14 protein-coding genes are annotated in these 12,792 nt (G+C 48.4%); 11 read left to right on the top strand and 3 right to left on the bottom strand.

What is annotated here, in order from left to right; translation table 11 throughout:
* Positions 1-111: 111 nt before the first annotated feature.
* Together M1L66_RS09710 and M1L66_RS09715 are read left to right on the top strand one after the other, a co-directional pair.
* The gene (locus M1L66_RS09710; protein ID WP_434692575.1) at positions 112-666 is read left to right on the top strand and encodes a dihydrofolate reductase family protein; all 555 of its coding nucleotides are present in this window, start codon (positions 112-114) and stop codon (positions 664-666) included.
* A 223-nt stretch (positions 667-889) separates the two neighbouring features.
* Entirely contained in the window at positions 890-1,264 is a 375-nt protein-coding gene (locus M1L66_RS09715; protein ID WP_243270246.1) for a hypothetical protein, read from the top strand.
* A 114-nt stretch (positions 1,265-1,378) separates the two neighbouring features.
* Here the strand turns inward: M1L66_RS09715 and M1L66_RS09720 are convergent, their stop codons facing one another.
* Both M1L66_RS09720 and M1L66_RS09725 read right to left on the bottom strand, forming a co-directional pair.
* Positions 1,379-1,684 carry an AzlD domain-containing protein gene (locus M1L66_RS09720; RefSeq protein WP_187021811.1) on the bottom strand — a complete coding sequence of 102 codons (306 nt, stop codon included), beginning with the start codon at positions 1,682-1,684 and terminating at the stop codon, positions 1,379-1,381.
* Complete coding sequence (locus M1L66_RS09725) at positions 1,677-2,399, bottom strand: AzlC family ABC transporter permease (RefSeq protein WP_434692579.1); 723 nt, start codon at positions 2,397-2,399, stop codon at positions 1,677-1,679. Before M1L66_RS09725 ends, M1L66_RS09720 begins: the two co-directional genes overlap by 8 nt.
* A 167-nt stretch (positions 2,400-2,566) precedes the next feature.
* On the opposite strand from M1L66_RS09725, the gene M1L66_RS09730 reads away from it, so the two are divergent.
* The 6 genes from M1L66_RS09730 (at position 2,567) to M1L66_RS09755 (ending at position 8,541) form a co-directional block, all read left to right on the top strand.
* On the top strand, positions 2,567-2,944 hold the full coding sequence (locus tag M1L66_RS09730; RefSeq protein ID WP_434692582.1) for a ty transcription activator TEC1: 378 nt from the start codon (positions 2,567-2,569) through the stop codon (positions 2,942-2,944).
* Positions 2,945-3,017: 73 nt separating this feature from the next.
* Entirely contained in the window at positions 3,018-3,518 is a 501-nt protein-coding gene (locus tag M1L66_RS09735) for an RNA polymerase sigma factor (RefSeq protein ID WP_434692584.1), read from the top strand.
* Positions 3,505-4,530 carry a hypothetical protein gene (locus M1L66_RS09740; RefSeq protein WP_187021805.1) on the top strand — a complete coding sequence of 342 codons (1,026 nt, stop codon included), beginning with the start codon at positions 3,505-3,507 and terminating at the stop codon, positions 4,528-4,530. Before M1L66_RS09735 ends, M1L66_RS09740 begins: the two co-directional genes overlap by 14 nt.
* Before the next feature lie 4 nt (positions 4,531-4,534).
* The gene (locus tag M1L66_RS09745) at positions 4,535-5,572 is read left to right on the top strand and encodes an NUDIX domain-containing protein (protein ID WP_434692587.1); all 1,038 of its coding nucleotides are present in this window, start codon (positions 4,535-4,537) and stop codon (positions 5,570-5,572) included.
* A 479-nt stretch (positions 5,573-6,051) separates the two neighbouring features.
* Positions 6,052-7,974, top strand: a complete 1,923-nt coding sequence (locus tag M1L66_RS09750) for an endonuclease MutS2 (RefSeq protein ID WP_434692590.1) — start codon at positions 6,052-6,054, stop codon at positions 7,972-7,974.
* 3 nt (positions 7,975-7,977) lie between these two features.
* Positions 7,978-8,541: an HD domain-containing protein gene (locus tag M1L66_RS09755; RefSeq protein WP_055657437.1), complete on the top strand. Its 564-nt coding sequence runs from the start codon at positions 7,978-7,980 to the stop codon at positions 8,539-8,541.
* Here the strand turns inward: M1L66_RS09755 and M1L66_RS09760 are convergent.
* Positions 8,534-9,112, bottom strand: a complete 579-nt coding sequence (locus tag M1L66_RS09760) for a ferritin-like domain-containing protein (RefSeq protein WP_187021784.1) — start codon at positions 9,110-9,112, stop codon at positions 8,534-8,536. The genes M1L66_RS09755 and M1L66_RS09760 overlap by 8 nt on opposite strands.
* Positions 9,113-9,212: 100 nt before the next feature.
* Between M1L66_RS09760 and M1L66_RS09765 the strand changes: the two genes are divergently transcribed.
* The 3 genes from M1L66_RS09765 to M1L66_RS09775 all read left to right on the top strand — a co-directional run bounded on the left by M1L66_RS09765 (position 9,213) and on the right by M1L66_RS09775 (position 12,538).
* Positions 9,213-9,779: an NUDIX hydrolase gene (locus M1L66_RS09765; protein ID WP_187021782.1), complete on the top strand. Its 567-nt coding sequence runs from the start codon at positions 9,213-9,215 to the stop codon at positions 9,777-9,779.
* 107 nt (positions 9,780-9,886) lie between these two features.
* Positions 9,887-10,222, top strand: a complete 336-nt coding sequence (locus M1L66_RS09770; protein WP_002600650.1) for a cyclic-di-AMP receptor — start codon at positions 9,887-9,889, stop codon at positions 10,220-10,222.
* Between the two features lie 135 nt (positions 10,223-10,357).
* Positions 10,358-12,538 carry an exosporium glycoprotein BclB-related protein gene (locus tag M1L66_RS09775; RefSeq protein ID WP_434692595.1) on the top strand — a complete coding sequence of 727 codons (2,181 nt, stop codon included), beginning with the start codon at positions 10,358-10,360 and terminating at the stop codon, positions 12,536-12,538.
* Positions 12,539-12,792: the final 254 nt, after the last annotated feature.

A 12,792-nucleotide genomic window follows, 5' to 3' on the forward strand; every position in this document is an offset into this window, starting at 1 on the left:
CTTTTCGATGTATTAACAATTGTATTGAGTAAAGTATTTGATAAAATATATAATTTAGTATACTATATTATTAAACAAGACATCAAAAGCATCCACCCACGGAGGTACCCTATGCGAAAAGTAACCCTATTTATCGCCATGAGCTTAGACGGCTATATTGCGGATAAAAACGGCAGCGTAGACTGGCTGGCCGGTCAGGAATCGGATTACGATGATATGGAAAGCTATCATGAGTTCATCAAAGACATTGATACAGTCGTCATGGGCTGGAACACGTATCACCAGGTGGCAACTGAGCTGTCACCCGATGAATGGATATACCGTGGGCTGACAACTCATGTTGTGACCCACCGGGCCATGGTTTCAACGGAAGAAATAAAGTTTACGAAGGAAGATGTCTGCAGTCTGGTAACCGCACTGAAACAGGAAGATGGAAAAGGTATCTGGATTTGCGGCGGGGCGAACATAATTCAGCCCCTGATAAGGGGAAACAGGATTGACCGATACCATATCTCCGTCATACCAACTATTTTAGGCTCCGGCCTTCCTTTATTTCCGCGGACAGCGAGTCCGGTGGGGGCGCCTGCAGACAGGGAAATTAAATTAAAATGCATCAAAACCCAATTATATAACGGCATAACGGATCTTATTTACGAACCAAGATAACTTTCGTGTAAACGAGGAGAGGAGCACTATTATGCAGGAACGTCCAATTCTGGAACGAAAGAATATCCCCATCGCCTCCCTTTTGAGAAACCCATCCATACGGAAGGAAATTCATTCTATTTGTCAGAATCAATGTGTGGATGACACATTTCTGACCAGCGCATCGGTTACGTTTCGCCAGTTATTTCTACTGTCTTCGAAAGCGCGGATACCCAGCGGGACGATGGAACTGATATTTGAATTTTTGGCCTCAGAAGACAGGAGCCATCCTGTTTTCCTGGAAGAAGAATACGCTTATTTAAAAGAGCCCGCCTGGTGTTTGAATATGAGTGAAATCAGTTATATGAAGGTCTCTTTGGAGAAAAGAGGAGAGTATGTTTTCTCCATACACAAAATACAAAAAGGGATTGATCCAGTGTCCGGGAAGCCGTATCTGATACTTTTTCCGGAAGGTTCCTGGAAATTTAATGGCTGTTCAGAGGACAGGGAAAGAATGGCGGAAGAGAGGAAAGTCACTTTTGATCATGAATATCAGTTGCAGGAATTTATGAAAGAAATTATATTAAATGGAATGGTTGATCTTAAAGACTATTCATAATAAAATAGCAGAATGATAAAAACAGCCTCATGGTTTCAATAAGAAACCAACTTGCTTTTCTGTTTGAAATCATGAGACTGTTTGATATGAAAACGATCTCTGCCCCAACGATCCCTACAGGAATAATTCAGTCAGAAATACAGCCGCACATGCAGCCAGTGAGACGACAAAAAGGCTTTTTCCTCTGTAAGCCAGGAAAATAGCAATCATGAGGGCAATCACAGCCGACCAGACACTTGCCGTGGCGGTTAAGATTGCCGGAAACGTCATGACAGACAGCGTCACATACGGCACGTAATATAAAAATGAACGGATATAAGTGTTTTTAATTTCTTTTCTTATCAAGGTCAGGGGGAGAACCCGGATCAGATAAGTGACTCCCGCCATGACGAGTATGTATAAATAAATACGGTTATTCATGCTGTTCCTCCCCTGTCTCTTTTACCGGGAATAAATATGCGGCCGCCCCTGCAATCAGCAGTGTCAGAATAATAATTTTAAATCCCGATGAAATGGTATTTAATATCGGTGTTGCCGCAAAGATCAGGCTGCAGACCATGGATACCACGATAACCCCTGATAAAGTCCGGTTACCCTTAGCGGGAGGGATAATAACTGCAAGAAACATGCCATACAGGGCTACATTTAGTGCACTCAAAATACGAGGAGGCAGGAAATCTCCGGAAACCGCACCGAGAAGAGTACCCAGAGTCCAGCCCGGTACTGCGACGGCAATCAGGCCGTAGCTGAAAAATGGGCTCAGCCTTCCAGGCCTGCACACAGAAACTCCGAAAATTTCATCGGTAACACCATATCCGATCAGGAAGCGGTGAAAAAATGGCGTCTTTTCGTCCAGCTTCTGGGAAAGAGAGCAGGACATAAGGCAGTATCGCAGATTTATGATAAATTGCGCCACTGCCATTTCCATAAATGGCGCCTTCGCCGCAATGATTCCCAGCGCCGCAAATTGCCCCGCCGATGTCAGATTTGTAAAGGACATGATGACTGCCTGCCAGGGTGAAAGACCGGCGCCGGAAGCCATAATGCCAAAGGTAAAGGATACTGCAAAGTATCCGAGACAGATAGGGATTCCGTCTTTTAACCCATTTCTCCATTGAATCGCATTCGTATTCATTTTTAAAACCTTCAATTCTTATATTCTTTTGTTATCAAAATAGTTCCTACAAAATATACCACGAAACTTTACATCAGTAAAGCAAATGTTTATAATGAAAACATTGACCTTCCGGCCGGCGGAGAAATATGCCGATTCGGACTGCTTGAGAGGCAAGGAGGAAATCTATGAAGAAAATTCATATATCACTGTTCAGCGCGATTGTGCTGGTAATTATTCTGGCAGCATTGTACGGAAATCTGACCGGAAAGAATGATCCGCTGTTTGACCAGGGGACGAAAACCACGTTTTATGCAGAAACAGAGGTTGGAAAGGAGCCGGATATCAGGGCTGAGAATTATTTTTCCGAAGAGGAATATGATTTATCGAAATTTACCTTTGATTTGAGCAGCTGTAGCTGGGAGCAGGAAGGAATCTGCCAGATTCCGGTACTGTATAACGGAAAGGAAACAAACTGCGTGGTTTCTCTGGAAGTCATGGGGGCTGCGGGCAGAATACCGGAGACAAAAGAAGGAATGAACGAGGATACGGCAATCACCAATTAATATTTATTTTTTTCACCCAAAGTGTCACAAATCTCTGGCTGGATTGTTTTATAGTCAGAAGGAGGGGATGGGCATGGAACAGGACGAGTTTACAACTGTATACAGGCAGTTTTACAGGCCGCTTTACGTCTATGCGCTGTCTCTTTCCGGTAACCGGTCTGATGCGGAAGACCTGGTGCAGTCCACATTTTTAAAAGCGCTGTTGTCTTATGAGGGAGGCGGAAGTCTGCGTTACTGGCTTACCAAGGTACTGAAGAATGAGTATTTCAACCTGTGGAAGAGGCGTAACCGTTTGGTGGATGAAGGAAGCTTTGATTTATCGCTTATCAGGCAGGAGGATCACATTCTGGAGGAGCTGATTCAGGATGAGGAGAAGCGTCTTTTACTGGAAGCGATAACCACGCTCCCGGTTCACTATAAGGAAGTGCTGCTGGATTCGGTCTATTTTCATTTAAGCGATGAGGAGATCGGAAGATCCATGGGAATCACAAAAGAGAATGTACGGCAGATCCGGTCCCGTGCAAAGAAACAGGTCATGAGGTTGTTGGAGGTGAAAGATCATGAAGGATTTTGATGAACTGGCAGAAGGCTTGAGTGATCTGCCGGAATGGAATATTATGGAGGACACAGGCCTGGAGAGGCAGATTGAGCGTCAGATTAACAGAAGGATTACAAAGATCAGCCTTCGCACGCTCTTCGCAGTGGCGATTGCGGCGGCGGTGCTGCTTCTGATCATTAATCCTGTGATGAAACTCTGCAGTTTTAATCCACGCCCCCTGTTTACATCGGCTGAGGCGGCCTACGAGAATGAATTTACGAAATATATGAGGGTTTATTATGAAACTGCCCAGCCATATGTAACGGTATACGATTCCAGCCTGAAGGATCGTGGATTTGGCCGTTACGTAATTGAAATGAGTGTTTTGGACACCAGCAGTCCCATATATGTGGGACTTCCTCCCAATGTTAAGATGAATGTAAACTGGGGCAGAATTGCAGTTGAAGATCCTCAGAATCTTACGGCGGTTACCGCGAACCGTTATGGCTACGGACTGATGAGCGAAGAGGATAAAGCTGCGCTTAAGGAAGAGATGGAAGAACTTCCGGATTCCAGTGTGATTCATTTATCACTCAGTACCAGGACCGCGAAACCGGTATCTGAAGTGATTGACGCCCCGATCCAGGTAAACTGGGTGGAAATATATAATGAAGAAGGAAAGGTACGCGGTGGTCTTACGATCAGAAAGAGCATTATGGGAGAGGATGAACGCGACCGGGTGGGAATGACAGATGAAGAGTTAAAGCAGGAGTATCTGGGGAATCTGGAATATCTGCTTTCACAGCCGCAGCTGTTGAATGCTTTGGGCCTCCGTATGGGAAGCAAAGGACGGTATTACGTATATCCTACGACGGTGGAACCAGTGAAGGTATTGCTGGATCAGACCAGGGAGCAGGCGGTACTGACCACGAAGAACTACTGTATTTCCGGAAAGAAGCAGGAGATACTGGATTATTTGAATACCATAGACTATACTTCTGTCATGGTGGATGATGTACGTTTATCAATTTTGGGGAAGAGGAAGTAAATTCATGCCGCATACAAATTTTACAACACTTTGTTATATCGAAACGGAAGACAGCTATCTGATGCTGCACCGGGTGAAAAAAGAAGGGGATATGAACCGAGATAAGTGGCTGGGCGTAGGCGGCCACTTTGAGAAGGGAGAGAGTCCGGAGGAGTGTCTGCTTCGGGAGGTGAAGGAAGAGACCGGACTCACACTCTTAAGGTGGTGTTTCCGCGGCCTTGTCACGTTCGTTTCTGACCGTTGGCCGGAAGAGTATATGTGCCTGTATACAGCTGACCGCTATGAGGGGACGATCGGTGATTGCCGGGAAGGACAGCTCGAATGGGTAAAAAAGGATCAGATTCGGGAACTGAGTCTGTGGGAAGGCGACCTGATCTTCTTTGAATTGCTGCAGAATAACCAGCCTTTCTTTTCGTTGAAGCTTTGTTATAAAGGGGAGCGGCTGACTCAAGCAGTACTGGATGGCAGTTCTCTGGAACTATTGGATGAACGGGATGCGGATGGGAGTGTAACCGGACGTGCCAGGGCCAGATTTCTGATGCACCGCTATGGAGATCTCCATGGAACGTCCTATGTGTGGATCGTGAGGTCTAATGACAAGAGTGGATTCGATCTGCTGCTTCAGAAGCGGAGCGAGGAGAAGGATGCGTTTCCGGGGTGTTACGATATTTCATCGGCAGGACATATTCCGGCCGGGGACGATTATCTGGAGTCAGCTGTCAGAGAACTGGAGGAGGAACTGGGAATCACTGTCCGGCCAGAGGAACTAACCTTTGTAGGGCTTCATGATGAGACGGATATTGCAGAATTTTACGGGAAACCATTTCATAACCATGAAATATGCAGAGTCTATGTATACACAAGGCCGATAGAAGCAGATCGGCTGAAGCTTCAGAAGGAAGAGGTAGAATCTGTCATGTGGATAGACTATGACGAGTGCCTTTCCCGAATCGAGAATCATACCCTGAAAAATTGCCTGAATGTGAAAGAACTCCAGATGCTGAAAACGTGGTGGACAGAAGGTGGAAGGAAATTCCGTTGACATTTGAAGATTGACATGATATAGTAGCGATAAATAAAAATGATTGGAAGTGTGTGTTTGTTAATTGCATCTGAATATGGCGCATAGAAAGAGAATAGCGGGAACAGGAACAGCTTAAGAGAAGATTGATTTTGTAAGGCAGAATCTTCTTTCTATTTTGTGTACCTGTTTGGACCATAGGGATGTGAATGGCAGTGATATACACGAAAAGGATGAATCGTTATCTGCAGGAACATAGCCAGCCCTATGATCCTGCAGTTTTTTGTGTAACAGGAAAGTGCTCCTGTTACACAAAAAGCCCTCCGGGCAGGATGCGCACTCCGCGCTAAGGAAGTATGGTTGCTGAGGCAACCGCGCTCCGGCGCGAGAGTCCGGCGAGCCGGACTCTTTATTCGTAATAAGAAAAGCTGCTGTCTATTCCTCTTCTGATGACGCCTGGCTGCTACTGGTAAAGGAACAATAAAACAGGAGAAAGAACAATGAACAACACATTTCATACATTAGAATTTGACCATATATTAAGACAACTGGAAGAACTGGCATGTACAAAGTCAGCAAAAGAGAGAATACGCAGCCTGGAACCGTATCTGTACGAGGGCGATGTAAGGAAGAGTCAGAAAGATACGACAGAGGCGAGACTGATTATTGAAAGTGCAGGAATGCCGCCGATTGCATCCATGGGTGATGTGGATGACATCCTGATTATAGTCGGACAGGACGGCTGTCTGTCAGCCGAACAGCTGGAATCGGTCGGTATGACGCTGACGGCGGTAAAACGCCTGAAGGACTTTTTGAACCGGTGCAGATATTTAAACACGAGTCTGGCCTGCTATGATGAGGAACTGGATCCCCTGGAGCACTTGAGGGAGCAGCTCGCGGAAGCTGTCAGAGGGGGACGGGTTGAGGACGGAGCCAGCCGCCTTCTCAGAAGTCTGCGGCAGGACATGATCCGTATGGAGGAAAAGGTCCGGGCCAAAGCGGATTCTATCTTAAAGAGCAGGAAGAGCTGTTTTGCTGATCATTACGTGACGAACCGTAATGGCAAGATGTGTCTGCCTGTAAAGAAGGAATACCGGTCATCGGTGCCGGGAAGCGTGATTGATAAGTCCGCTACAGGGGCCACTCTTTTTATCGAACCGGAAGCGGTTGCCTCTATGAATTCAGAGCTGGAGCTGCTGAAGATGGAAGAAGAGAATGAAACGAGACGAATTCTCTATGAATTGACGGTAATGGTGGCGGAAAACCGGGAGGTTTTCGAAGCCGACAAGAGACTGATTGAGAAGCTGGACTATATATTCGCCAAAGGAAAGTTAAGCGCTGCCATGGAGGCGAAAGAACCGCAGATCAACATGGAACGGTACATTCGAATCAGGAACGGCAGACATCCGCTGATGAGCCGGGAACACGCAGTGCCCTTGAGCTTCGAACTCGGAGACAGGGGAAATGGTGTCGTCATTACAGGGCCCAATACAGGCGGGAAGACTGTGACGATGAAGACGGTGGGACTGTTCTGTATCATGGCGCAGTGCGGACTTCACGTGCCATGTGAAGAAGCCAGTCTCTGTATGAATAATCAGGTGCTGTGCGATATTGGAGACGGACAGAATATATCTGAGAATCTGTCCACATTTTCCGCTCACATTACAAATGTGCTGGATATTTTGAAAAAAGCAGGACCGGAGAGTCTGGTACTTCTGGACGAACTTGGGTCCGGTACGGATCCGGCGGAGGGAATGGGGATTGCCATTGCCATATTGGAGAGTCTGAGGCAGTGCGGATGTCTGTTCCTGGTTACTACCCACTATCCGGAGGTGAAGGGGTATGCGGAAGCGGCCGATGGTGTTGAGAATGCGAGAATGGCCTTTGACCGGGAGACCCTGCAGCCGCTTTACCGGCTTGTACAGGGAGAAGCGGGAGAGAGCTGCGCCCTGTTTATTGCTAAAAAATTAGGTATGCCGGACGCCATGCTTTTAAGAGCGGAACAGGCTGCATACGGCAACTTGAAACCAGAGTGGCTTCAGGCGGAGAGCGGAGGCAAAAAGAAAAAGCATGTCATTCTTCCGGAAGGCCCCCGTATTCGAAAACAGAAGGAAGAAAAGGGAATTCAGAAGGAACTGGCTGTGAAGTTTACAGTTGGCGACAGTGTTTTAGTTCTGCCGGATAAAAAGACGGGAATTGTATGCAGAACGGTGAATGAGAAGGGGGTCCTCCAGGTGCAGCTGCAGGACAGGAAGATATGGATCAATCACAAACGGATAAAGCTTTTAGTCGCAGCAGAAGAGCTCTATCCGGAAGATTACGATTTCTCGATTATATTTGACACAGTGGAAAATCGGAAGAATCGGCATCAGATGGAGAGGAAACACCAGGAGGGTGTAGAAATCAGGAGGGAGGATGAATGAATGATGGAGGAAGAACGGCTTGACCGGTATCTGGCTTTTATAAAGGAGACAGAGCTTTTAAAGAATGTACTGCGCACGGCGTGGGGATCTGCAGGGAGACAGGAGAGCACGGCTGAACACAGCTGGAGGCTGGCTCTCTTTGCCGCTCTGATGCTGGGCGAATATCCGGAACTGGATGGAAAGAGGGTACTTATCATGTGCCTGATCCATGATCTGGGGGAGCTGTATGACGGTGATATATCGGCCGCTCTGCTGCCAGATGAACAGCAAAAGCATGCGGAGGAGCAGCGGTCTGTGGAACGGCTGTTTTCATTTCTTCCGGATAAGGATCGTGAGAATTTTATGGCGATCTGGAAGGAATATAACGAGAACAGGTCTCCTGAGGCCCATCTGGTGAAGGCTCTGGATAAGGCGGAAACTATTTTGCAGCATAATCAGGGAATGAATCCCTCCGATTTTGATTATGAATTTAATCTGCAGTACGGCGCAGCCTATTTTCGTGAAGACGGGCTGATGGCCGTACTGCGTGACAGATTGGATCAGGAGACGAAGAAACACATTATGTAGGAACCTGCGTAGTGGGCTCCGGTGATTCGGCCGGCTCCGATTGCGGTTCCGGTTCCGGCATGGAAAGCTCGGATAAGAGAGAACGGAATATCTTGACGTGAAGCTCTTCATCCGCGATGATGCGGTTTAAAATTGATCGAATATGTCCATCTTCAATCCATTCAGATTGAGCATGGTATTTGCGGATAGCTTCGATCTCTCCTTCGAGTGCGTTATTGAGCAGTGCATGAATCTGCGTCGGATACTGGTTGCATCCGGGACACCAATAATACATGCGCCCTTTGTTATAGCTCCATAACCGCGGGTCAGTTCCCAGCTTTAAAGCCAGTTCACCGAAGATATCGAGGTGCCGCATTTCCACAATGCTGATCCGGTGGAAACATTCGGCTACGTCGTGATAGTACTCCCTGGTGACCAGGCTGTTATAAAAGTAAAGGCTGACCGCGGTCATCTCGGAGTTACAGGCACCGATATTGGAAAGAATCGCGGCCGCATACTGGGGATTTTTGCCGTCCACCTTTACGGGTGGATACGGAGTATGATCTGAGTAATGAAATGTTGCTATATCCATGAAATATCCTCGTTAAATAAGGTTCTTATTCAATATATAAGCAAAAAAAGACGAGTTATGACTGGAAAGTTAAAAAAGTGGCGGCAGGAGGGAAAAAGAGATGAATTTGAAGGAAGTGTTAATGGACTATATACCATATAATGAACAGGAAGAAAAAGACCGGGAACAGATTCTGAAGTTTTTGGAGCGAGGGGATCTGGTATATACGAGAGAGAGCAAAGACGTCCATATGACGGCCTCGGCATGGGTGACAAACCGTGAGCGCAGTAAAATTTTGATGGCGTATCATAATATTTACGATTCGTGGGCATGGCTGGGCGGTCATGCGGATGGAGAGAAGAACCTGCTTCTGGTGGCTCAAAAAGAGGCGATGGAGGAGAGCGGGCTTCGCTCTGTGAGCCCTGTCACCGAAGATATCTTTTCCATTGAGATACTGACTGTGTCCGGCCATATAAAAAATGGAAGCTATGTATCGTCTCACCTTCATTTGAACATCACCTATCTGCTGGAGGCGGATGAAGAAGCAAATCTGCATGAAAAAGAGGATGAAAACAGTGATGTGCGCTGGTTTTTGACGAAGGATGGAATCAACGCATCAAAGGAGCCGTGGATGCAGACCTGGGTTTATCGAAAACTTGCAGAAAAGATGAAGAGTTATGAATATTAACAGAAAATTGATAACTATTTTGTGATTTGCTGTTTTATTTTTCCTGATTATGCTTTATAATAGAACCAGCTTATATATTTGCCAAGAAAGACAACGAGGTGATTGATATGAAGATAGTTTATGCAATTGTCAGTTCCGATGATGGAAACCGTGTGACAGATGTACTGAATGAAAACAGCTTCAGCGTAACGAAATTGGCTACTACCGGTGGGTTCTTGAAGAAAGGCAACTCTACTCTGATGATTGGTACGAATGATGACAAGGTTGAGGAAGTAATTAATTTAATTAAGGATACCTGTGGAAAGAGACAGAAGATAACCTGTAATGTTCCGGCACCGAATATTGCATCTATTTCAGCAGGATATATGATGATGCCAATGACAGTTGAGCTTGGCGGAGCAACGATATTTGTAACGGACGTGGAACGGTTCGAAAAGATTTAAGCGGAAAGAGGGATTGCAGGAAGCTGTGATCCCTTTTATTTTTGCCTTTATAAATGGAAGTGAACAGAACCCCTAGAACTCTTTTTTCCTGTTGGACATAGAATAATAATGGAAAGAGAATTCAGGAGGTTTTTTATGAGTTGTAAATATTATCCGAAGGCGGGGGGCCCGTTTGGAATCCCCAATTTCGATAACCATATATCTGATGGACAACAGGAGTACCAGTCTGTTTCACAGCAGTCGCCGTATGCAGACCGTCCAGGCTGTCCGAATGTATCAAATCGTAGCTGTGGAGGTACTTGTGGTAGTAATTGCGGTAATAACTGCAGTAATAACATGTGCCACTGCTGTCCAGGGCCTCAGGGACCGAGAGGACCGCAGGGACTTCCAGGTCTTCCGGGTCCGCAGGGGCCGCAGGGCTGTCCTGGGCCGAGAGGGCCTCAGGGCGCGACAGGTCCGCAGGGGCCTCGTGGGGCAACAGGGCCGCAGGGGCCGCAGGGACCAAGAGGTTTTCAGGGCGTTACAGGTCCGCAGGGGCCTGCCGGTGTGACAGGTCCTCAGGGACCGCAAGGTGTAACCGGACTTCAGGGACTTCCTGGAGCAACAGGTGCTACCGGTGCAGCAGGAGCTGCAGGTCCGAGAGGAGCTACAGGTCCGACAGGTCCAACAGGAGCAACCGGCCCAATGGGTCCGACAGGAGCGACAGGGGCAGCAGGCAGAACAGGAGCAACAGGTGCGACCGGCGCGACTGGCGCGACTGGAGTCGCAGGCCCAATCGGCCCGACTGGCGCAACGGGAGCGAATGGCCCGGCAGGTGCTACAGGAGCGACTGGAGCAACGGGAGCAAACGGAGCCGCAGGTGCGACGGGTGCAACTGGAGCAACGGGAGCGAATGGAGCCGCAGGTGCGACGGGTGCCACTGGCGCTACCGGAGCTGCAGGCCCGATTGGCCCGACCGGACCAACGGGAGCTAATGGTGTTGCAGGTGCGACAGGAGCTACCGGAGCAACGGGAGCGAATGGAGCCGCAGGTCCGACAGGCCCAACAGGAGCCGCCGGAGCCGCTGGAGCAACGGGAGCAACTGGAGCAACAGGCGCTACTGGAGCAGCAGGAGCGGCTGGAGCCACCGGAGCTACAGGTGCCACTGGTGCTACCGGAGCAAATGGTGTGGCAGGTGCCACGGGCCCGACAGGTGCCACTGGAGCGGCTGGAGCAGCCGGAGCCACTGGCGCCACAGGTGCAACCGGAAGCGCAGGTCCGATGGGAGCCACAGGCCCGACAGGCCCAACAGGTCCGACAGGTCCAACCGGAGCCACAGGTCCAACCGGAGCCAACGGAGTGGCAGGAGCCACAGGTGCCACCGGAGCTACAGGAGCGGCCGGAGCCGCAGGCGCAACCGGAGCAACGGGAGCGACTGGCGCAGCAGGAGCGGCAGGAGCCACGGGAGCTACAGGTCCAACAGGTCCAACAGGTCCGACAGGCGCTAACGGAGCAACGGGAGCGAATGGAGCCACAGGCCCAACAGGAGCCACGGGAGCAACAGGAGCAGCCGGAGCGGCCGGAGCAACAGGAGCAACAGGTCCAACAGGAGCGACAGGAGCAGCCGGAGCGGCCGGAGCAACAGGAGCCACTGGAGCGACAGGAGCAGCCGGAGCAACAGGAGCCACTGGAGCGACAGGAGCAGCCGGAGCAGCCGGAGCAACAGGAGCCACGGGAGCCACGGGTGCAACGGGAGCAACAGGGGCCACAGGCGCTACGGGAGCAACAGGAGCAACCGGTGCAGCGGGTATAGCCGGAAGCAGTGCAATTATTCCGTATTCATCTGGATTACCAATTACAATGACAACAATTCTCGGCGGATTAGCTGGTATTCCATCATTAATTGGTTTTGGAGACAGCGCACCAAGTGTTGGTGTGTTGGGAACAACAATCGATTTAACAAATGCGTCCGGAACACTTACAAACTTTGCATTTTCAGTACCGCGTGATGGTGTGATCACTTCTATGTCCGCATTTTTCAGCAGTACTGTGGCATTGTCTTTAGTAGGTTCGACAATTACAATCCGGGCACAGCTTTATCAATCTACGACACCGAATAACATTTTCTCACCGATTGCAGGGGCAGTTGTTACGTTGGCTCCAGCTCTCAGCGGTCTCATTTCCATTGGTGATATCTCCAGTGGGTCGACGACAGGGCTTTCAATCCCGGTGACAATGAATACACGTCTCTTACTTGTATTTTCAACTACGGCTACGGGCCTTAATCTTGTAAACAGTGTTGTAGGTTATGCAAGTGCTGGTGTGGCTATATCATAAAGAAAAATAGAAGCAAAGGAATAAATGTCTCCTTGTATTAATGGGTGAAGAAAACACTGGCAGTTCATATTTTGTTGAACTGCCGGTGTTTTTTGTATAGGTGTGATGAAAAACAGGAGTATGCTGAAAATCATTTCTGCTGCATGTACAATTCCATTTTTCAGTATGACAGCATCAAATCAAAAGGGCATAGGTGGCGGTTTTTTCAGGCATTTCATTTTATATTTAGAATGACGTGCCGCAGAGCAATGAAT

The sequence above is a fragment of the Hungatella sp. SB206 genome, from assembly GCF_051132295.1.
Taxonomy (GTDB): domain Bacteria; phylum Bacillota; class Clostridia; order Lachnospirales; family Lachnospiraceae; genus Hungatella; species Hungatella effluvii.